Source organism: Candidatus Methylomirabilota bacterium, from assembly GCA_035315345.1.
Taxonomy (GTDB): Bacteria; Methylomirabilota; Methylomirabilia; order Rokubacteriales; family CSP1-6; genus CAMLFJ01.
Genome location: DATFYA010000085.1, coordinates 39,655 through 60,501, shown reverse-complemented (window position 1 = coordinate 60,501; position 20,847 = coordinate 39,655). Strand labels below are relative to the sequence as shown.

Below are 20,847 nucleotides of genomic sequence, written 5' to 3'. Positions count from 1 at the left end.
GACCGCTCACGTGGACTACGGTACCACGGCCAGGACGCGGCGGCCGGGCCTCACGGCACCGCGTCGCCGGCGTGCTGGAGCTGCTCGATGAAGCGGGCGACCACCGGCGTCAAGCGTCGTCCGCGTCGATGGATGATGCCGACCGGCCGCACCAGGCTGGGGAGTCCCAGCGGCACCACCGCCAACGTGCGCATCTCGGATTCTTTCAGCACGGTGGGCCGGGGCAGGATGCTCACTCCCGAGTTGATGCCGATGGCCTGCTTGATCGTCTCGACGTTGTCGAACTGCATCACCACGTCGACGGCGACCTCCTGCTGCCTGAGCGCCCGGTCGATGGCGCGGCGGATGGGCAGATCGCGATCGAAGGCCACGAACTTCTCGCCGTGCAGCTCCGAGGGTGCCACCGAGCGGCGGCGAGCCAGGCGGTGCGAGGGGTGCGCCACCAGCACCATCGGCTCGGAGCGGAGGGGCAGCACGCTGATGGATCGCGACGCGGTCGGGTAGGACAGGATGCCCACGTCGGCTTCGTCCTCCAGGACCGCCTCGACCACCTTGTGCGGATGCAGGCACTCCAGCCGCACGCGGGCCTGCGGGTACGCGGACATGAACGGCTGCATGTGGCGGCTCATGTCGTGCAGCCCCACCGAGTAGATGGCGGCCACCCGCACCGTCCCCTCCACCCGCTCCCGCGAGGCGGCGAGATCGGCCCGCGCCTTTTCGAATCCCTGGAGCAACGCCCGGCAGGCGTCGTAGAAGGCGCGGCCCTGGTCGGTGGGCAGGAGCGGACGGCGGGAGCGGTCGAGCAGCGCGGCGTCGAGCTCGGCCTCCAGCTGCTGGATGGCCTGGCTCGCCGCGGACTGCGAGACGGTATTGGCGGCGGCCCCGCGGGAGATGCTGCGCAGCCGGACCACGTCGCAGTAGAGCTGCAGCGTCTCGAGGTTCACGGCCCCGACCGTACCACTATTAGCAACGCTAATGTCATGTTTTTTTACTTAGTGCTTGGCTAATGGTCGTTCTCCGTGTAGTGTTCCGGGACAAGTTCGGGCCGGTCGACGACGACGTCGAGGCGAGGAACACGGAGTCGGGACCCCGGCGAAGCGGTCGGGGTGGAGAGCGAGATGAGCGAGCCGAAGCAGGAGACACCGGGGATGCCCCCCGCGCAGGGCCTCTACGATCCGGCGCACGAGCACGACGCCTGCGGGGTCGGGTTCGTGGTCGACATCAAGGGCCGCAAGTCGCACGCGATCGTGACCCAGGCCCTCACGGTGCTGAAGAACCTCCTGCACCGCGGGGCGTGCGGCTGCGAGGTGAACACCGGGGACGGCGCGGGCATCCTCATCCAGATGCCGCATCGGTTCCTCGAGCGCGAGTGCGGCACGCTGGGCATCACCCTGCCGGCTCCCGGCCACTACGGCGCCGGCCTCGTGTTCCTGCCTCGCGACGGCGGCGATCGGGCGGCCTGTCGGGCCGTGCTCGAGCGGATCGCGGTGGAGGAAGGCCAGATCCCGCTGGGCTGGCGGCCGGTCCCCACCGACTCCTCGCCGATCGGGCCCAGCGCGCGGTCGGTGGAGCCGCGGTTCGAGCAGGTGTTCATCGCCCGCGGAGCCGGCGTGCCCGACCGGGCCACGTTCGAGCGCAAGCTCTACGTGATCCGCAAGCGCGCCGAGCACGCGGTGCGCAACGGCGACCTCCGCGAGCGCAGCTTCTTCTACCTGCCGAGCCTCTCCGCCAATACCCTCATCTACAAGGGCATGCTCTCGGCCGATCAGATCGAGGGCATGTTCCCGGACGTGATGGACCCGCTGGTGGAGTCGGCGCTCGCCCTCGTGCACCAGCGCTTCTCCACGAACACCTTCCCGTCGTGGCCGCTCGCCCACCCCTACCGGTTCATCGCGCACAACGGCGAGATCAACACCCTGCGGGGCAACATCAACTGGATGCGCGCGCGCGAGTCGCTGTGCCACGCAGCGCTGCTGGGCGAGGATCTCAAGAAGATCGTGCCCATCGTGGTGGAGGGCGGGAGCGACTCCGCGGTCTTCGACAACGTGCTCGAGTTCCTGGTCATGGCCGGGCGGCCCCTGCCGCTGGCGGTGCTCATGATGATCCCGGAGGCGTGGAGCGGGCACGAGTCCATGAGCGAGGAGCGGAAGGCCTTCTACGAGTACCACGGCTGCCTGATGGAGCCGTGGGACGGGCCGGCCTCCATCGCCTTCACCGACGGCACCGTGATCGGGGCGGTGCTCGATCGCAACGGGCTGCGCCCCTCGCGCTACTACGTCACCAAGGACGGCATGGTGGTGATGGCCTCCGAGGTGGGCGTGCTGGACATCGCGCCCGAGCGCGTCCTCATCAAGGAGCGGCTGCATCCGGGCCGCATCTTCCTGGTGGACACCGCCCAGGGGCGCATCATCGACGACGCCGAGCTCAAGCAGACCTACGCGGCCCAGTACCCGTACGGGGAATGGATCCGGGCCTATCTCACCCCGATCGAGAACCTGCCCGCGCCCCCCAGCGTGCCCGAGCCGGATCACCAGACGGTGCTGGAGCGGCAGCAGGTGTTCGGCTACACCCACGAGGACCTGCGGCTGCTGCTCGGTCCCATGGCGGTCGGCGGCGAGGAGCCGGTGGGCTCGATGGGCACCGACACTTCCCTGGCCGTGCTCTCGGAGCGGCCGCGGCTGCTCTACGACTACTTCAAGCAGCTCTTCGCCCAGGTGACCAATCCCCCGCTCGACGGCATCCGCGAAGAGCTGGTCACGCAGATCGCGACCAGCATCGGGCCGGAGGGCAACCTGCTCGAGCCGGTGCCCGAGGCGTGCCGCCAGATCAAGCTCAAGACCCCGCTGCTCACCAACGACGAGCTGGCCCGCATTCGCCACGTGAGCCTGCCCGGCTTCAAGACGAGCACGGTGTCCATGCTCTTCCCAGTGGCCGACGGCGCGGCCGGTCTCGAGCGGGCGATGGACGAGCTGTGCCGCCAGGTCAGCCGCGCGGTCGCCGAGGGCTGCACGTTCCTCATCCTCTCGGATCGCGGAGTGGACGCCGCCCACGCCCCGATCCCCGCGCTGCTGGCCACCGCGGGCGTGCACCACCACCTCATCCGCGAGGGCAGCCGCTGCAAGGTCGGCTTCGTCATCGAGACCGGTGAGGCGCGCGAGGTCCATCACATGGCCCTGCTCCTGGGCTACGGGGCGGGCGCCATCAACCCGTACCTGGCCTTCGAGAGCCTCGACGACATGATCCGCCAGGGCCTGCTGCCCGGGCTCGATCACAAGACCGCCATCAAGAACTACATCAAGGCCCTGAACAAGGGCGTGCTCAAGGTGATCTCCAAGATGGGGATCTCCACGATCCATTCCTACCGGGGCGCCCAGATCTTCGAGGCCATCGGGCTCGGGCGCTCCCTCGTGGACCGCTACTTCACGTGGACCGCCTCGCGCATCAGCGGCGTCGGCCTGGACGTGATCGCCGAGGAAGCCCTGGCCCGGCACCGGCGTGCCTACCCCGAGCGGCCGGTGGGCGGCCGCGAGCTGGCGTGGGGCGGCGAGTACCAGTGGCGGCGCGACGGCGAGTACCACCTCTTCAACCCGGAAACGGTGTACAAGCTGCAACACGCGACCCGGAGCGGGCAGTACCGGATCTTCAAGGAGTACACCGCGCTCGTCGACGACCAGAACCGCAACCGGGCCACCCTGCGCGGCCTCTTCGTGCTGCGCCCCGCGTCGACGCCGATCCCCCTGGACGAGGTCGAGCCCGCCGAAGCCATCATGCGACGCTTCGCGACCGGCGCGATGTCCTACGGCTCGATCAGCCTCGAGGCGCACCAGACCCTCGCGGTGGCGATGAACCGGCTGGGCGGCAAGTCCAACACCGGGGAGGGCGGCGAGGACCCGGCCCGATACCGGCGCGAGCCCAACGGCGACTGGCGGCGCAGCGCGATCAAGCAGATCGCCTCCGGTCGCTTCGGGGTCACCAGCGAGTACCTGGTCAACGCGGAGGACCTGCAGATCAAGATGGCCCAGGGGGCCAAGCCCGGTGAGGGCGGCCAGCTCCCCGGCCACAAGGTCTACCCGTGGATCGCCAAGGTCCGTCACTCCACGCCGGGGGTGGGGCTGATCTCCCCGCCCCCGCACCACGACATCTACTCGATCGAGGACCTGGCCCAGCTCATCCACGATCTCAAGAACGGCAACCCGAAGGCGCGCATCAGCGTCAAGCTGGTGTCCGAGGTCGGCGTCGGCACGGTGGCCGCCGGGGTCGCCAAGGCCCACTCCGACGTGGTGCTCATCTCCGGGCACGACGGGGGCACCGGCGCGGCCCCGCTCACCTCCATCAAGCACGGCGGCACGCCGTGGGAGCTGGGCCTGGCGGAGACCCAGCAGGTGCTGGTGATGAACAAGCTGCGGGACCGGATCATCGTGCAGGTCGACGGCCAGATCAAGACCGGCCGCGACGTGGTGATCGGGGCCCTGATGGGCGCGGAGGAGTTCGGCTTCTCCACCGCGCCCCTGGTGGTGATGGGCTGCATCATGATGCGGGTCTGCCATCTCAACACCTGCCCGGTGGGCATCGCGACCCAGGATCCGAAGCTGCGCGAGAAGTTCAGCGGCCGCCCCGAGTTCGTGGAGAACTTCTTCCGCTACATCGCCGAGGAGGTTCGCGAGCACATGGCGCGGCTGGGCTTCCGCACGATGGACGAGATGATCGGCCGCGTCGATCGTCTCGACGTCACCCCCGCGGTGGATCACTGGAAGGCGCGCGGCCTCGACTTCTCCGCGATCATGCATCGTCCCGTCGTCGGTCCCGAGGTGGCGGTTCGACGAATCGTCGAGCAGGACCACGGCCTCGACCGGTCGCTGGACATGACCACGCTGCTCCCGCTGTGCCGGCCCGCGCTCGAGCGGCGGGAGCCGGTCGACATCCGGCTGCCCATCCAGAACGTCCACCGCACCGTCGGCACCATCCTCGGCTCCGAGATCACCGCCCGCCACGGGGCCGACGGCCTGCCCGACGACACCATCCGCATCCACTTCTCGGGCTCGGCGGGCCAGAGCTTCGGCGCGTTCCTCCCGCGCGGCGTCACCCTCACCCTGGAGGGCGACGCCAACGATTACATCGGCAAGGGCCTCTCGGGTGGCAAGCTGGTGGTCTTCCCACCCCGGGAATCGACCTTCGTGGCCGAGGAGAACATCCTGGTGGGCAACGTGGTGCTCTACGGCGCGACCAGCGGCGAAGCCTATTTCCGCGGAGTCGCCGGCGAGCGCTTCGCGGTCCGCAACAGCGGCGCCTTCGCGGTGGTGGAAGGCGTGGGCGACCACGGCTGCGAGTACATGACGGGCGGTCGGGTCGTGGTGATCGGGTCCACCGGGCGCAACTTCGCGGCCGGCATGTCGGGCGGCCTCGCGTTCGTGCTGGACGAGGCGGGCGACTTCCGCCGCCGCTGCAACCTGGGCATGGTGGATCTGGAGGCTCTCGTCGACACCGAGGACGTCGAGCTGGTGAAGGACCTGCTGGCCCGGCACATCCGGTTCACCCAGAGCCCGGTGGCCGCGCGGCTGCTCGTGGACTGGGAGCGCAGCCGCCAGAATTTCGTCAAGGTGATCCCGCAGGACTTCAAGCGGGTGATGGCGGCGATCAAGAAGGCGCAGGAGACCGGCATGTCGGTGGACGACGCGGTCATGGCCAGCGCGCACAACTGAGGCGCCCCGCGAATGGGCAAGATCACCGGCTTCATCGAGTTCAAGCGGGACAAGCAGCCCTATCGGCCCGTCGAGGAGCGGATCCGCGACTGGAAGCAGGTCATGCTGCCGTGGCCGACCGACGCCCTCCGCAAGCAGGGCGCGCGCTGCATGGACTGCGGCATCCCGTTCTGCCACCAGGGCTGTCCGCTCGGCAATCTCATCCCCGACTGGAACGATCTGGTCTACCGCGACCGCTGGCGCGAGGCCATCGACCGCCTGCACGCGACCAACAACTTCCCCGAGTTCACCGGGACGCTCTGCCCGGCCCCCTGCGAGGGCTCCTGCGTGCTCGGCATCAACGACGACGCGGTGACCATCAAGGGGATCGAGCTGTCGATCATCGACCGAGCCTTCGCGGAGGGCTGGGTCGTCCCGGAGCCGGCCGCGCGCCGTACCGGCAAGACGGTGGCGATCGTGGGATCCGGCCCCGCGGGGCTTGCCGCCGCCCAGCAGCTGGCGCGGGCGGGCCACGCGGTCACCGTCTTCGAGCGGGCCGACCGGATCGGCGGGCTGCTGCGCTACGGCATCCCCGAGTTCAAGATGGAGAAGCGCGTCCTGGCCCGCCGGCTCGCCCAGATGGAAGCCGAGGGCGTGCGCTTCGTGGCCAACGCGCACATCGGGGCGGACCGGCCGGTCGAGGATCTCCGGCGCGAGTTCGACGCCCTGGTCCTCTGCGGCGGGGCCACCGACCCGCGCGATCTTCCGATTCCCGGCCGGCAGCTGGGCGGCATCCATTTCGCGATGGACTACCTCACGCTGCAGAACCGGCGCTGCGAGGGCGACCGGATCGCCGACGGCGAGTTCATCACCGCTCGCGGCAAGCGGGTGGTCATCATCGGGGGCGGCGACACCGGCGCCGACTGCCTCGGCACGGCTCATCGCCAGGCCGCGCTGGGGATCAATCAGCTCGAGATCCTGCCCCGCCCGCCCGACGAGCGGGCCGCCGACAACCCGTGGCCGCAGTGGCCCAACATCTACCGCGTCTCCTCGGCCCACGCGGAAGGCGGCGAGCGGGTCTATTCGGTCTCGACGTCGCGCTTCCTGGGTGACGAGCGAGGCATGGTGAAGTCGCTCGAGGTGACGCGGGTGGAGACGGTGCGCGAGGGCGGACGCGTGACGTTCCGCGAGGTGCCCGGGTCCACCTTCGTCCTTCCCTGCGAGCTGGTGCTGCTCGCAATGGGCTTCGTCGGGCCCGAGCGGCCGGGCCTGCTGCAGCAGCTGGGCGTCGAGCTGACCGACCGCGGCAACGTCAAGCGCGACGAGAACTGGATGACCACGGTGCCCGGGGTGTTCACCGCGGGCGACATGCAGCGGGGCCAGTCGCTGATCGTGTGGGCCATCGCGGATGGCCGGAGCGCGGCCCGCGGCGTGGACCGCTACCTCATGGGGCGATCCGACCTCCCCGCCCCGCTGGCCTGAGACGCGCTCACTTCTTCCAGCGGTCGGGATCCCACAGGCCCTCGGTACGGGACACCGTGGCGCCGAGGTGCGTGAACTCGCCGCGCAGCCGCTCGGCGGTGAGGTCCACGTTGACGACCGGCTTGTTGAGGAAGAACCAGCGGCGGCCCTCGTTGTAGGAGAAGTGGGTCGGGCCGATGGCGTCGTTCTCGATCAGCATGCCCAGGACCGCGTTGCCGCTGATGGTGCGGTTCGTCGGCACTCGCTTGAGCCAGGCCACCAGCCACACCAGCGCACCGTCCTTGGACAGGGTGACCCGCGTGGTGATGGCGCGGGTGTCCGCCGCGCGAAGGACGATCTCGTACTCCACGCCGGCCTCGTTGCGCGACTCCCGGGGCTGATAGCCGAGTGTGTTGAGCAGCGCCTTGAGCCCGGCCGCGTCCACGCGACCGGCCGGCGGCGCCTCCTGGGCGACCGCCGCGGGCACGAGGGTCACGAGGACCGCCGCGGCGACGACCAGGGAGCGGACGCGATGACCGATCACGGAGGCGATCACCGATGGCCCTCACTCGATCCGAACGAGCGCAGCTGATCCAGCGATACGCCGACGGGCCCGCGCGGCTCGAGCGAGCGATCGCCACGGTGCCCGCCGAGGCGAGGCAGTGGCGGCCGGCGCCCGGCGAGTGGTCCGCCCACGAGGTGATCTGGCATTGCGCGGATTCCGAGACCAACGCCGCCGCGCGCATCCGCTACGTGGTGTGCGAGCCGGACCCGCTGGTGCTCGGCTACGACGAGAACGTCTGGGCGGTGGCGCTCGACTATCACGGCCAGCCGCTTCCGCCAGCCCTCGCCACCGTACGCGCGGTCCGCGCCACCACCGCGCTGGTGATCCGCACGCTGCCCGAGGAAGCCTGGCGCCGCGAAGGGCGACACACCGCCTCGGGCCGGTATACCGCCGAGGACTGGCTGCGGATCTACGCCGAGCATCTGGAGATCCACGCGCGACAGATCGAGGCCAACCTGGCCGCCTGGCAGAAGGCCGGCCGCCCTACTTGAGGGGACGGACGATCGCGTCCCAGGAGCCGAAGTCCTCCTTCATCAGGATCACCCGCTCACCACCGCCCTCCAGGTAGTCGAGGCTCCCGCTCCAGATGTAGAGGCTGAAGCGGGTGGGTCCGGGCCCCACCGTCACCTGCCCGTACCGCGTCACCCCGTCCCAGGAGGCGACCAGCCGTCCGTCGGGATAGATCGTCGGGTAGAAGAGCTGGTAGCCGCCGAAGCCGAACTTGATCTGGCCCTGCCAGCGCCCCTCGATCAAGCCGATGTCGGCCACCTGTCGGGCGGGCGGCAGCGGCGCGCAGCCCGCCAGCCCGCACGCCGCGGCCAGCAAGACGACCGCCGCGAGCGGGCGCAGGCCACGGACGCGACGAGCGAGCGCCGGGCTCACCGCGGCGCGCTCTGCCAGAGCACGTGCCCCACGAAGAAGGGGCCGAGGCTCTGGAGATACTGAGACGTCTGCGCGGTCCGCCGCATGGCCTGCACGAGATGAGAGAGCGGGTGCAGGTCCCGGCCGATGAGCCCGATCACGAAGTCGTTGTCGTTGGTGTCGAGGCCGTGGCAGGCCAGGCGCACGTCGTGCGCGAGGTCGGCGTCACCATAGGCCCGCCCCTGCGTGCCGTGCTCCTTCAGGATCGCGCCCTGCTCCTGCGGGGTGAGCCGGGCGAAGGCGCCGGACCGGCGCAGGGGATACCAGATGCCCCAGGGCCACGCCGGATTGAGCACGGTGCGCCGCGGACGCCCGAGCAGCCAGTCGGCCAGGTCGGGCTCGAAGCCCGAGGCGTAGGTGCGACCGAGCATCGTGAGCTCGGGCCGATGACGGAGCGAGGCGAACGGCTCGCCGTGCAGCGCCTCGCGGAGCCCGGTGGCGAAGAACGCGGGGTCCTCGTGCAGGGCGAGGAGCGCCACGCCGGCCGGGTCGTTCAGGTCGTGATAGAGCACGCCCTCGATCCGGCTGCGCTCCACCGCGGCGACCAGGGGCTTGCCGTCGGCGCAGCCGCTCCAGGCCTGGAGCTGCATGAACAGGCGTCGATCGGAGACCTGTCCGCCCGCTCCGCGCTCCCGCACGTCCACCCCCGGTACGTCCGCCATGCCTAGCCTCCCCGCGTGTGCATCTCCAGGTGCGGATCGCGCTTGAGCTCGCCGATCTGGATCAGCGGACGGCGCTCCGGCGTGGCCAGCCGGGCTTCGGCTCCGCGGTCCCGGCGGCCCTGCCACGTGGACCGGATCAGGGTCAGGAGGTCTTCCCGCGACGCGCCCGCGCGCAGCGGCTGCCGCAGATCCGTCCCCCGCACCGCGTACAGGCAGAGATACCAGAGCCCGTCGGCGGTGAGCCGGCTGCGATCGCAGCTCCGGCAGAACGGCTGGGTCGTGGACGAGATGATGCCGAACACGCGCCCGTCCGGCAGGCGGAAGCGGTCGGCGGGCGCCGACGAGTCCTCCTGGATCGGCACGATCGTCCCGTAGCGCGCCCCGAGGCTCGCCAGCATCTCGGCGCGCGAGACGACCCGCTGGATGCTCCAGTGGGTCGCGCCCCCCACGTCCATGTACTCGATGAAGCGCACCTCGGCGGAGACGCGGCCGGCGTATTCCACCAGGTCGGCCAGCTCGTCGTCGTTGATCCCGCGCATGACCACCGTGTCGAGCTTGAGCCCGGGCCAGCCCGACACGGCCTCGATGCTCGCGAGCACGCGCGCGTGCGTGTCGCGACGGGTCAGCGCCTTGAAGCGATCCTCGCGCAGGGTGTCGAGGCTCACCGTGACCCGCTGCAGGCCGGCGGCCCGGAGGGCGTCGGCCTGCTCGGCCAGCAGCACCCCGTTCGTGGTCATGGCCAGGTCGCGGAGGCGCGGATTGCCCGCGAGCAGGCGCACGAGGCGGTCGAGATCACGGCGAAGCAGCGGCTCGCCGCCGGTGAGGCGCACCTTGTCCACGCCCAGCTCGGCGAAGACGTCGACCAGCTGCCCCATCTCCTCGAAGCTCAGCATGTCGTCCCGGGGCAGCCAGACGTACTCCTCCTCCGGCATGCAGTACTGACAGCGCAGGTTGCAGCGATCCGTCACGGATAGCCGCAGGTTGCGCAGGGGCCGATCGAACGTGTCGCGGATCACGGCAGCTCCACGTAGACGTCGCCGTTCTCGACCCGGGTCGGGAAGCACGCGATCTTCACCGCGGGGTTGTTGGCGTTGGCTCCGGTGGTCACGTCCCAGCGCCAGCCGTGCCACGGGCAGATGGCGAGCCGTCCGTCCAGGTCGCCGTCGCCCAGCGGCCCGCCGCGGTGGGGGCAGGCGTTGTCGATGGCGTGGAAGGCGCCATCCACGTTGAACAGCGCGAGTGTCTTCACCCCGGCCTGCACCACGCGGGCCTGACCGGGCGGCACCTCCGCGACCCTGGCCACCATCACGGACGCCATCGCGGCTATCCCGAGGCCGCCGCCGGCGCGGCGGTCTGACAGGCTCGCTCCCACTCGCGCAGGAGGCCGGCCTTCTTGACCCCGACGTCGAAGTGATCCCACGGCAGGATCTCGGTCGTCGCGCGCGGGCGCCGGGTGTACGCGCTCGGGTCGCGGTCCCATTCCCGGAGCGCGCGCCGCCAGTCACCGTCGAGGCCCGCGGCCAGCTCGATGAAGTCGGCCACCCGCCGATCGCCGCGCGCCAGCAGGGCCTGCAGCGCGGCCTCCCGCGGGTTCTCGTGCACCACCCGGATCGTGTCGAGCCGGCGCGCCGCGCGCTTGATCAGGTCGAGCTTGTCCTCGAGGGCGCGCGGATCGTCGAACGGCGCCCACTGGAACGGCGTCCACGGCTTGGGCACGAACGACGAGACCGACAGGGTCAGCTTGCCGAAGGGATGGCCGTCCGGCCCCAGGACTTGCAGGCGCTCCAGCAGACGGGCCGCGAGGTCCGGGATCGCCTCCACGTCCTCGCGTGTCTCGGTGGGGAGCCCGATCATGAAGTAGCACTTGAGATTCGGGATCCCGTACCGCCGCAGCAGCTCGCAGGCCTCGTAGAGCTGCTGGTCGGTGATCGCCTTGCGCACCACCGCGCGCAGCCGCTCGGTGCCCGCCTCCGGCGCCATCGTGAGGGTCCGGTGACCGCCGCGCTGCAGCGAGGCGACCAGGTCCTCGGTGAGGCTGTCGGCGCGGAGCGAGGAGATCGACACCTCCACCCCGTTCTCCTCCAGCACTTTCATCAGCTCCCCGATCCACGGGTAGTCGGAGACGCAGGCCCCCACCAGCCCGATGCGCTTGGACTCCTTCGCGATGCGCGCCACCGACTCGCGGAGGGCGTCGAGGCTCCGGTGCCTCACCGGCCGGTACACCTGGCCCTCGAGGCAGAACCGGCAGCCACGGCCGCATCCCTTGCCGACCTCCAGCAATTCCATGTGGCCGTACTCGGCCCGCGGCGTCTTGAGCGCCGAGCGGGTCTCGAAGCGATTGACGTCCTTCAGGCGGCGCTTGAGCACCAGCGCCGGGACACCCGCTTCGACCGCCTCGACCGACGCGATCAGGTCCTCCGCACCGTAGTCGACCCGGTAGGCGTCGGGCACGTACACTCCGACCAGCGGCTTCACGCGCTCGATGAAGCGGCTCCGTTGCCCGTCGCGGTCGCCGTCGGCTCCGCTCGCGCTCCAGGCGTCGACGATCTCGCGGACGACCTCCTCCCCCTCCCCGACCACCACGAAGTCCATGAAGGCGGCCATGGGCTCCGGGTTCGAGAAAGCACAGACCCCGCCCATCATCACCACCGGATCGCCGGGCCCCCGGTCCGCCGCCCGCACCGGCAGGCCGGCCATGCGGAGCAGACGCACCGTGTTGATGTAGTCACCCTCGTAGGTGATGGAGAAGCCCACGAGGTCGAAGTCGGTCAAGGGACGCTGCGACTCCAGCGAGAACGGGGGCGTCCCGGTCCGGACGTGCTCGTCCAGATCCTCGGGATCCGGAAAGAAGACCCGCTCGCACACCACCTGCGGCAGCGCGTTCAGATGGTCGTAGATGGTCTGGAAGCCGAGGTTGGACATCCCGACCGCATAGGTATTCGGGTACACCAGCGCGATCGACACACGACCGCCCCATTCCTTGTGGATCACACCCTCTTCGGAGGCGACGAGCGTCTGGGCCTTCTTCTTGAGCTTCCAGGACATACTGCGCGTCAGTCTATCACGCCCAACCGGCCCCCACCGGCCGGAGCACCAGCGGAAGACGCTCGGGGAGAAGGAGCCAAAACCACAAACCGAAGCCGCAGACCGAAACCGCCGCGAAGAGTCCGCGCCCCGGGGGATTGCTGGGACCTACGAACGTCCGCGGACTGGGGGAGTGCGGGGGCCTACGAACGTCCGCGGACTGGGGGAGTGCGGGGGCCTACGAACGTCCGCCGACTGGGGGAGTGCGGGGGCCATTTCCGGGCCCCCGCATAAGATAGAGCCTAAAGATTCAAACGACTGACTGCAGAAGCCCTCAGTTCCCCCCCGCTGGCCCGACGCCCATGATCTGGATGTCGATGCTCCGGGTCCGCGGCCCGTCGAGCTCGGCGAAGAGGATGGACTGGAAGCGGCCGAGCGACAGCTCGCCACCGCTGATGCCGACCGCCACGCTTCTCCCCAGCAGGGCGGCACGGAGGTGGGAGGACGCGTTGCCCCGCTCGCAGTCCGAGAAGCGCGGGTCGTCGTGCTTGTAGCCGGCATCGTCGGCGACCAGGCGATCCATCATCGTCTTGAGGTCCTCGACGAGGGCTCCCTGGAACTCGTTCACGAACAGGGCGCAGGTGGTGTGGAGGGAGTTGACCAGAATGATGCCCTCCTTGATGTCGGCGCCCAGCACGATGTCCCGGATCTGCTTGGTGATGTCCAGGACCTGTGTCCGTTTCTCGCTCAACATCGTGAAGGTCTTCCGGACTACCTTCAAGGTCTCCACCTTGTTTGCCTCCGTGCTTGAGTGCGCTTCACCTCTGGTGCCGAGGGAGGGAATCGAACCCCCACGGCCCTTGCGGACCAACGGATTTTAAGTCCGCCGCGTCTCCCAGTTCCGCCACCCCGGCAATCCGATCGCTGGACCGCCTGCCAAGTTGGAGGCGGCGAGCGGATTCGAACCGCTGAATAGAGGTTTTGCAGACCTCCGCCTTAGCCACTTGGCTACGCCGCCCTTCAGTCATATGGAGCGGGAAACGGGATTCGAACCCGCGACCCCAACCTTGGCAAGGTTGTGCTCTACCACTGAGCTATTCCCGCGAATTTCACCTGTCACAGAACCAGCTTCGGACTGTAACAAAAGCCTTGCGTAGTGTCAACTTACGGGCGGTTGCGGGGTCTCTCCGCGCAGGTATTTCGCTGCCTCCTCGGGCGGCGTCGGGTTGATGAAAAAGCCCGTCCCCCATTCGAAACCCGCGACCCGCGTGAGCTTCGGAATGATCTCGAGGTGCCAGTGGAAATGGTCGAGGGCCGGCCGGCGGAGGGGCGCGCTGTGGAGCATGAAGTTGTACGGCGGGTCATCCAGGAACGTCCGCATGCGGCCGAGCACGCGGGCCACCACGGTGGCCAGGCCGGTGAGCGCCTCGGCCGGCGTCTCCTCGTAGCGGGACCGGTGGGCCGCCGGGAGCACCCAGGTCTCGAACGGGAAGCGGGGGGCGAAGGGGGCGAGGGCCACGAAGCCGTCGTGCTCGAATACGATCCGCGTCCGGGCCTGCCGCTCCTGGCGGATGATGTCGCACCAGATGCACCGCTGCCGAAGCTTCAAGTGCTGGAGGGCCCCGGCCAGCTCCTCCTCGACCATCAGCGGGACCACCGGCGTGGCGATGAGCTGGGAGTGGGTGTGCTCCAGTGAGGCCCCGGCGGGATCGCCGTGGTTCTTGAACACCATCACGTACTCGAGCCGCGGGTCCTTGGCCAGGTCGTTGATCCGGTCGCGATAGGCCCGGAACACCTCGGCCAGGTGCGGCACCGGCAGCTGCTCGATGACCGCGTCGTGGTCGGGCGACTCGACGATCACCTCGTGGGCCCCGATCCCGTTCATCCGGTCGAACATGCCCTCCGCAGAGGGCTCGAGCTCGCCCTCGATGCGCAGCGCGGGGAACTTGTTGGGGACCACGCGCAGCAGCCAGCCCGGCGTGTTGGCCTCCCCGCGCCCGGGGCGGAGCGCCCACACCTCGTCGGGCGTGCGGTGCTCCTGGCCTCCGCAGAACACGCAGGGCCCCCCCTTCCGTCGCCGCGGAGCCGGCGCAAAGTCCGAAGGCCGACGGGAGCGCTCGGTGGAGATGATCACCCAGCGGCCGACGATCGGATCGCGCCGCAGCTCAGGCATGGCGCGCGCGCTCCTCTTCGGGCCGCGGCTCGCGGGCCAGCAGCGACGCCAGCGCGTCCGGCACGGGCTTGCCGTCGAACAGCACCGCGGCCACCTCCTCGCAGATCGGCATGGCGATCCCGGCCTCGCGGGCCATCCGCAGCGCCGACGACACGGTGCGCACGCCCTCGGCCACCATCGGCGTGCCCGCCTCGACGGCCCGCAGCGAATGCCCCCGCGCGATCGCGCGCCCCAGCGCGTGGTTGCGGCTTTGCGAGCCCGTGCAGGTCAGCACCAGGTCGCCCAGGCCCGCGAGGCCGGCGAACGTGGTCGGCTGGGCGCCGCGGGCCGCCCCGAGCCGGACGATCTCGGCCAGCCCGCGGGTGATCAGGGCGGCCCGCGCGTTCTCCCCCAGCTCGAGCCCGTCCACCAGGCCGGTGGCGATGGCCATCACGTTCTTCAGCGCGCCGGCCAGCTCCACGCCGATGACGTCGCGGTTGGTATACAAGCGTAGCGCCGGGCCGGCGAGCCGACGCTGCAGATCGGCGGCCACTGCTTCGTCGTCGGAGGCGATCACCAGGGCGGCCGGCCGCCCCTCGGCGACCTCGCGAGCGAACGAGGGACCCGACAGCACCGCCAGCGCGTGGCCCGGCAGCCGTCGCGCGACCAGCTCGGAGATGCGCAGACCCTGGCGGGGCTCGAGGCCCTTCGTGGCCGACACGACCACCGCCTCCGCCGGGATGGCCGACCCCACCCGATCCAGGATGCCGTCCACGAAGTGAGAGGGCACGACGAGCAGGACGATCGCAGCATCGGCAAGTGCATCCGTCGGATCCGCGCTCACCCGGATGCCGTCGGATAGCACGAGGCCGGGCAGATAGCGCGAGTTCTCGCGGTTCGCCCGCATGGACGCGGCGAGCTCCGGGTCGCGCGCCCAGAGACGCACCGGGCCGCCGCCGCGTGCCAGATGCATGGCGAGCGCAGTGCCCCAGCTTCCGGCGCCGAGCACGGCCACCGGCGCCGGCCCGGCCTGATCGCCCCGGGGGATGCTCACGCGGCGCGCGCGCGGTCGCCCAGGCGATGCTCGGTGCCGCTGGCCAGGCGGGTGATGTTCTCGCGATGGCGCCACGTGATGATCAGGGCCACGAGCGCCGCCGCCACCACCGAGTGGCGCGGGTAGCCGAGGAGCGCGGCGGCCAGGGGCAGGCTCAAGCAGCTCAGGATCGATGCGAGCGAGACGTATCGCGAGAGCGAGGTCACCCCCAGCCACAGCACCGCGGCCGGGGCCACCGCCCAGGGCACCACCGCAAGGAAGGCGCCCAGGCCGGTGGCCATCCCCTTGCCCCCGCGGAAGGCGAGAAACAGCGGCCAGCAGTTGCCGGCCACCGCGGCGACCGCCCCCCCCGCCGCCGACCAGGCCTCGGTGCCGATGGCCCGCGCCGCGGCCACCGCCAGGTAGCCCTTGACGATGTCGCCGACCAGCGTCAGCACGGCGGGACCGCGACCGAGGGTGCGCAGCACGTTGGTGGCGCCGATGTTGCCGCTCCCCGAGCGGCGGATATCGGTGCCGCCGGCGGCGCGGGCCACCAGGAAGCCGATCGGGATCGCCCCGATCAGGTATGCGGCCACCAGGCCGAGCACGGTCAGGGCCATCGTTCCTTGTCCTTCACGAGATCCTTGGGGTTGGTGTGGAGGAAGAACCGGTAGAAGTAGTCGACGCCCGAGATCACGGTCAAGGCCAGCGCGATCCAGAGCACGCCGCGCGAGATCAGGTGGAAGATCTCGAGGTCCGGGGAGACGCCCTTCTCGAGGATCAGCACCGTGATGGCCACGTACTGCGACACCGTCTTCGCCTTCCCGAGGGAGGAGGCGGGCACCACCGTGCCCATGGACAGCGCCACTCCGCGCAGGCCGGTGACCGCCAGCTCGCGGCCGATGATCACCACCGCCATCCACGCCGCGAGCATCTCCACGTGGACCAGCGACACCAGCGCGGCGGCCACCAGCAGCTTGTCCGCGACCGGATCGAGCAGGGTCCCGAGGCGGGTGACCTGGTTCCAGCGGCGCGCCATGCGGCCGTCCAGCCAGTCGGTGAGCGAGGCGGCCACGAAGATCACCGCGGCGATGAGCACGCTCACCCGGGAGGACGAGATCAGGAACACCATGATGAGGGGCACCAGGACGATGCGGAACAGGGTGAGCGCGATGGGCAGATTCACGAGCCCCCCTCCGGACGGGCCACGGCCAGGCCGCTCGACGCGACCCGTTGCGGCACGAACCCGCCCGCCGCGAATACCGGCACCACGTCGCTGACGTCGGCGCGCAGGCACGCGGCCACGTCGGCGCCGCGGCCCTGCCGGGCGAGCCGGCGGGCCCACGGCGAGGCCTCGGCGAGCCGGTCGAGCCGCCCCCCGTAGTACCGGCCGAGGGCCAGCGCGGTCGCCGCGCCCTCCGACAGCGTGGTTACCCCCGATCCGGACAGGTGCGCCACCAGGAGGCCCGCGCACACCACGTCCTCGAGCGAGAGCGCGCCGCTGTCGCCGGCGCACAGGATCGAGACGTCCCGGCCTTCGGCGAGAGCCCAGCGGGCCGCCGCGCTGACGTTGGTGAGCGCGGCGAGCCCGGCGGCCGCGGCACCGGAGGCGGCGAGCATCGCGGCGGTGCCGTTCGTGGTGGTCAGCACCACGGTGCGCCGGCCCACCGACTCGGCGGTGAACTCGGCGGGCGAGTTGCCCAGATCGAAGCCGGTCAGCGGCTCGCCCCCGCGCTCCCCGGCCCGGACGGTGTCGGCGCCGTCGGCCGCCGCGAACGCCTCCGCCGCCTCCGCGTCGGCCACCGCGACCAGGCGGTGGCACCCCGCCTCGCACGCGGCCACCGCGGCGGAGGTCGCGCGCAGCACGTCGATGGCGAGCGCGGTCCGCCCCGACAGCGGCGCCTCGGGGAACTCGGCCGGGCTCAGGGCCACGTGCACCCGCATCGAGGAGCGGCCGTCTACCGCGCCCGGTCGCGGAGGGCCCGGATCTTCAGCCGGAGCGCGTTGAGGTTGATGAACCCCTCGGCGTCGCGTTGCCGGTATACCTGGTCGGCCTCGAAGGTGACGAAGTCGGTGCGGTAGAGCGAGCGCGGCGACTTCCGTCCCACCACCGTGACCGTGCCCTTGTAGAGCTTGAGCCGGGCCGTGCCGGTCACATCGCGTTGCACCTGGTCCACCAGCCCCTGCACCGCCTCGCGCTCCGGGCTGAACCAGAAGCCGTAGTAGATCATCTCCGCGTAGCGCGGGACGAGGGAGTCGCGCAGGTGCAGCACCTCGCGGTCGAGGGTGATGGATTCCAGCGCGCGATGCGCGGTGTGCAGGATCGTGCCGCCCGGCGTCTCGTACACGCCGCGCGACTTCATGCCCACGAAGCGGTTCTCCACCAGGTCGACGCGGCCGATGCCGTGCTCGCCGCCCAGGCGGTTGACCGTCTCCAGCAGCGCGGCGGGCGACAGCCGTCGCCCGTCCACCGCCACCGGGTTGCCCGCCTCGTAGTCGATCTCGACGTAGACCGGGACGTCGGGCGCGGACTCCGGGGAGTTGGTGAGCAGGAACATCTTGGGCGGTGGCTCGTTCCACGGGTCCTCGAGGATGCCACCCTCGAACGAGATGTGGAACAGGTTCCGGTCGGTGGAGTACGGCCGCTCTGCGGTCACCGGCACCGGGATGTCGTGACGCCGGGCGAACTCCATGAGCGCGGTGCGCGAGTTGAGATCCCACTCGCGCCAGGGCGCGATCACGGTCAATTCCGGTGCGAGGGCCGCGTAGGTCAGCTCGAAGCGGACCTGGTCGTTGCCCTTGCCGGTGGCCCCGTGGCTCACCGCGTCCGCGCCTTCCTTGCCGGCGACGTCCACTTGAGCCTTGGCGATCAGCGGCCGTGCGATCGAGGTGCCCATGAGGTAGGCGCCCTCGTAGATCGCGTTGGCCCGCAGCATCGGGAAGACGAAGTCGCGGACGAATTCCTCCCGCAGGTCGACGATGTGCACCGACGAGGCGCCGGTGCGGAGGGCCTTCTCCTTGACCGGGATCAGCTCCTCGCCCTGGCCGAGGTCGGCGCAGTAGGCGACGACCTCGCAGCGGTACGTCTCGATGAGCCAGCGGAGGATGACCGAGGTGTCGAGTCCTCCCGAATACGCGAGCACCACCTTCTTGGCGATCCGGGTCACGATTGGTCCCCACCCAGCAGGCTCAGGATGATCGCCTTCTGCGCGTGCAGGCGGTTCTCGGCCTGCTCGAGGATCAGGCTGCGCGGGCCGTCCAGGACCGCGTCGGTGATCTCCTCCCCGCGGTGGGCGGGCAGGCAATGCATGACGAGAGCATCACCGGGGGCGAAGCCGAGGAGGCGATCGTTGACCTGATAGCGCTGGAAGGCCTCGAGCCGCTGCTCGCGGTCTCCCTCCTGCCCCATGCTGATCCAGGTATCGGTGTAGATCACGTCGGCGTCCTCGATGGCCTCGGGCGCCTCGGTGGTGAGCCGAACGCGCCCGCCCAGCTCGCGGCACGTCTCCAGCACCCGGGCGTCCGGCTCGTAGCCGGGCGGGGTTGCCACCACCGCGGTGGTGCCGAGCATCGAGCCCAGCAGCAGGAGCGAGTTGCAGACGTTGTTGCCGTCGCCCACCCAGGCCAGGCGGAGCTTGGCCAGGTCCATCCCGCGCTCCCACAGCGTGAAGAAGTCGGCCAGGGCCTGACAGGGATGCTCGAGGTCGGAGAGCCCGCTGATCACCGGGATCGAGGCGTGCTCGGCGAGCTGCTCGAGCGTACGGTGGGCGAAGACGCGGGCGGCCACCGCGTCGACCCAGCGCGAGAGGTTGCGGGCCACGTCGGGCACCGACTCGCGCGTGCCCATCCCGATCTCCTGCGCCGACAGGTACACCGCGGCGCCGCCGAGCTGGGTCATTGCCACCTCGAAGGTGACCCGCGTGCGCAGCGACGGCTTCTCGAAGATCAGGGCGAGGGTACGGCCGGCAAGCGGGGTCGCTCGGTCGCGCGCCTTCGTCTTGGCCTTGAGCAGGGCGATCTGCGCGAAGAGGCGCGGCAGGTCCTCGCGCGCCAGATCCCGGATCGACAGGAAGTGCTTCACCGTGCGAAGCCGGCGAGGGCCTGGTCGATGATCTCCATCCCGCGCTTGATCGAGGCCTCGTCCACCACCAGCGGGGGCGCGAGCCGCAGCGTGTTGTCGCCCGCGCTCAGCAGCAGGAGGCCCCGCTGACGGCAGGCGGTGATGACGTCCCCGACCGGCGGCACCAGGTCCATGCCCACCAGCAGCCCCCGTCCCCGCACCGCCGTCGCCGCCTTCGGGTGCCGCGCCCGCACCGCCTCCAGCTGCTCCCGCAGGAGACGGCCCATGCTGGCCGCGCGCTCGGGCAGGCGCTCCTCCATGAGAGTGGCGAAGACGGTCAGCCCGACCGCGGTGGCGAACGGATTGCCGCCGAAAGTCGAGCCATGGGTGCCGGGGGTGAACGCAGAGGCCACGCTCTCGGTGGCGAGGGTAGCCCCGATGGGGACGCCGTTGGCCAGGGCCTTGGCCAGCGTCATGATGTCCGGCTCCACCCCCGAGTGCTCGTAGGCCCACAGGCGCCCGGTGCGGCCCATCCCGGTCTGGATCTCGTCGAGCACCAGCAGGATGCCCGCCGCGTCGCAGAGCTTGCGGAGGCCCGGCAGGTAACCGTCGTCCGGGATGTTCACGCCGCCCTCACCCTGGATGGGCTCGACCATCACCGCGGCGGTGTGGCTGTCGATGGCGCGCTCGACCGCGCGGAGATCGTTGAAGGGCACGTACTTGAACCCGCCGGGCAGCGGCTCGAAGCCGTGGTGGTACTTCTCCTGGGCGGTGGCGGTGACGGTGGCGAGGGTCCGCCCGTGAAAGCCGCCCCGCATCGTGATGATGTCGCCGCGGTCGCTGGCCCCGTGCTCCTTGGCCCACTTGCGCGCGAGCTTGATCGCGGATTCGTTGGCCTCCGCGCCCGAGTTGGAGAAGAACACCCGATCCGCGAAGGAGTGGTCGCAGAGCAGCTTGGCGAGCTGGGTCTGCTGCGGGATGTAGAACAGGTTCGACACGTGGAGCAGCGTGGCCGCCTGCTCGCGCATGGTCCCCACCACCTTGGGATGGGAATGGCCGAGCGCGGTCACCGCGATGCCGCCGGTGAAATCGAGATACTCCTTGCCGTCGCTGTCCCAGACTCGCGCGCCTTCGCCGCGTACCAGCACCACCGGGTTGCGCTTGGCGGTGGTCATCAGGTGCTTGTCCGCCCACTCGATCAGGGTCTTCGTATCGGTCATGTGCTCTCGCCCCTCTTTCAAATGCGTTCGCCTCGCTGCGGCGATGCGACCGGAAACTGCTCTTTCAAATG

The 20,847-nt window shown here is 70.4% G+C and carries 19 protein-coding genes and 3 tRNA genes; 3 read left to right on the top strand and 19 right to left on the bottom strand.

Annotated features, from left to right (window positions below; all coding sequences use genetic code 11):
- Positions 1 to 50: 50 nt before the first annotated feature.
- On the bottom strand, positions 51 to 944 hold the full coding sequence (locus VKN16_10840; GenBank protein ID HME94698.1) for a LysR family transcriptional regulator: 894 nt from the start codon (positions 942 to 944) through the stop codon (positions 51 to 53).
- 174 nt (positions 945 to 1,118) lie between these two features.
- On the opposite strand from VKN16_10840, the gene gltB reads away from it, so the two are divergent.
- Both gltB and VKN16_10830 read left to right on the top strand, forming a co-directional pair.
- Complete coding sequence (gene gltB, locus VKN16_10835; protein HME94697.1) at positions 1,119 to 5,699, top strand: glutamate synthase large subunit; 4,581 nt, start codon at positions 1,119 to 1,121, stop codon at positions 5,697 to 5,699.
- 12 nt (positions 5,700 to 5,711) lie between these two features.
- Entirely contained in the window at positions 5,712 to 7,160 is a 1,449-nt protein-coding gene (locus VKN16_10830; GenBank protein HME94696.1) for a glutamate synthase subunit beta, read from the top strand.
- Between the two features lie 7 nt (positions 7,161 to 7,167).
- On the opposite strand, the gene VKN16_10825 is transcribed toward VKN16_10830, so the two are convergent.
- Positions 7,168 to 7,695 carry a hypothetical protein gene (locus VKN16_10825; GenBank protein ID HME94695.1) on the bottom strand — a complete coding sequence of 176 codons (528 nt, stop codon included), beginning with the start codon at positions 7,693 to 7,695 and terminating at the stop codon, positions 7,168 to 7,170.
- A gap of 2 nt (positions 7,696 to 7,697) precedes the next feature.
- On the opposite strand from VKN16_10825, the gene VKN16_10820 reads away from it, so the two are divergent.
- Entirely contained in the window at positions 7,698 to 8,195 is a 498-nt protein-coding gene (locus VKN16_10820; protein ID HME94694.1) for a DinB family protein, read from the top strand.
- On the opposite strand, the gene VKN16_10815 is transcribed toward VKN16_10820, so the two are convergent.
- From VKN16_10815 to VKN16_10735, 17 genes are all read right to left on the bottom strand, one after another.
- Complete coding sequence (locus tag VKN16_10815; protein ID HME94693.1) at positions 8,188 to 8,586, bottom strand: hypothetical protein; 399 nt, start codon at positions 8,584 to 8,586, stop codon at positions 8,188 to 8,190. The genes VKN16_10820 and VKN16_10815 overlap by 8 nt on opposite strands.
- The gene (locus VKN16_10810) at positions 8,583 to 9,287 is read right to left on the bottom strand and encodes a chlorite dismutase family protein (protein ID HME94692.1); all 705 of its coding nucleotides are present in this window, start codon (positions 9,285 to 9,287) and stop codon (positions 8,583 to 8,585) included. The genes VKN16_10815 and VKN16_10810 overlap by 4 nt, the downstream gene beginning before the upstream one ends.
- A 2-nt stretch (positions 9,288 to 9,289) precedes the next feature.
- Positions 9,290 to 10,303 carry a GTP 3',8-cyclase MoaA gene (gene moaA, locus VKN16_10805; protein ID HME94691.1) on the bottom strand — a complete coding sequence of 338 codons (1,014 nt, stop codon included), beginning with the start codon at positions 10,301 to 10,303 and terminating at the stop codon, positions 9,290 to 9,292.
- Positions 10,300 to 10,605 carry a Rieske 2Fe-2S domain-containing protein gene (locus VKN16_10800; protein ID HME94690.1) on the bottom strand — a complete coding sequence of 102 codons (306 nt, stop codon included), beginning with the start codon at positions 10,603 to 10,605 and terminating at the stop codon, positions 10,300 to 10,302. The genes moaA and VKN16_10800 overlap by 4 nt, the downstream gene beginning before the upstream one ends.
- A 5-nt stretch (positions 10,606 to 10,610) precedes the next feature.
- Positions 10,611 to 12,332, bottom strand: a complete 1,722-nt coding sequence (locus VKN16_10795; GenBank protein ID HME94689.1) for a radical SAM protein — start codon at positions 12,330 to 12,332, stop codon at positions 10,611 to 10,613.
- Positions 12,333 to 12,645: 313 nt separating this feature from the next.
- Positions 12,646 to 13,101, bottom strand: coding sequence for a secondary thiamine-phosphate synthase enzyme YjbQ (locus VKN16_10790; protein ID HME94688.1), 456 nt, complete (start codon positions 13,099 to 13,101; stop codon positions 12,646 to 12,648).
- Positions 13,102 to 13,136: 35 nt separating this feature from the next.
- Positions 13,137 to 13,225, bottom strand: a tRNA-Leu gene (locus VKN16_10785).
- A gap of 28 nt (positions 13,226 to 13,253) precedes the next feature.
- Positions 13,254 to 13,329 (bottom strand) — tRNA-Cys (locus tag VKN16_10780).
- 11 nt (positions 13,330 to 13,340) lie between these two features.
- Positions 13,341 to 13,415 (bottom strand) — tRNA-Gly (locus tag VKN16_10775).
- 55 nt (positions 13,416 to 13,470) lie between these two features.
- On the bottom strand, positions 13,471 to 14,484 hold the full coding sequence (galT, locus tag VKN16_10770; protein ID HME94687.1) for a galactose-1-phosphate uridylyltransferase: 1,014 nt from the start codon (positions 14,482 to 14,484) through the stop codon (positions 13,471 to 13,473).
- Positions 14,477 to 15,517, bottom strand: a complete 1,041-nt coding sequence (locus VKN16_10765; GenBank protein ID HME94686.1) for an NAD(P)H-dependent glycerol-3-phosphate dehydrogenase — start codon at positions 15,515 to 15,517, stop codon at positions 14,477 to 14,479. The genes galT and VKN16_10765 overlap by 8 nt, the downstream gene beginning before the upstream one ends.
- Positions 15,514 to 16,116 (bottom strand): glycerol-3-phosphate 1-O-acyltransferase PlsY, encoded by a 603-nt coding sequence (gene plsY, locus VKN16_10760; protein HME94685.1) that lies wholly within the window; start codon positions 16,114 to 16,116, stop codon positions 15,514 to 15,516. Before plsY ends, VKN16_10765 begins: the two co-directional genes overlap by 4 nt.
- Entirely contained in the window at positions 16,107 to 16,682 is a 576-nt protein-coding gene (gene pgsA, locus VKN16_10755; protein ID HME94684.1) for a CDP-diacylglycerol--glycerol-3-phosphate 3-phosphatidyltransferase, read from the bottom strand. The genes plsY and pgsA overlap by 10 nt, the downstream gene beginning before the upstream one ends.
- On the bottom strand, positions 16,679 to 17,440 hold the full coding sequence (locus VKN16_10750) for a 2-phosphosulfolactate phosphatase (GenBank protein ID HME94683.1): 762 nt from the start codon (positions 17,438 to 17,440) through the stop codon (positions 16,679 to 16,681). The genes pgsA and VKN16_10750 overlap by 4 nt, the downstream gene beginning before the upstream one ends.
- A gap of 14 nt (positions 17,441 to 17,454) precedes the next feature.
- On the bottom strand, positions 17,455 to 18,663 hold the full coding sequence (locus VKN16_10745; GenBank protein ID HME94682.1) for an argininosuccinate synthase: 1,209 nt from the start codon (positions 18,661 to 18,663) through the stop codon (positions 17,455 to 17,457).
- Positions 18,660 to 19,577 carry an ornithine carbamoyltransferase gene (gene argF, locus VKN16_10740; protein HME94681.1) on the bottom strand — a complete coding sequence of 306 codons (918 nt, stop codon included), beginning with the start codon at positions 19,575 to 19,577 and terminating at the stop codon, positions 18,660 to 18,662. Before argF ends, VKN16_10745 begins: the two co-directional genes overlap by 4 nt.
- Positions 19,574 to 20,776 carry an aspartate aminotransferase family protein gene (locus tag VKN16_10735; protein HME94680.1) on the bottom strand — a complete coding sequence of 401 codons (1,203 nt, stop codon included), beginning with the start codon at positions 20,774 to 20,776 and terminating at the stop codon, positions 19,574 to 19,576. Before VKN16_10735 ends, argF begins: the two co-directional genes overlap by 4 nt.
- Positions 20,777 to 20,847: the final 71 nt, after the last annotated feature.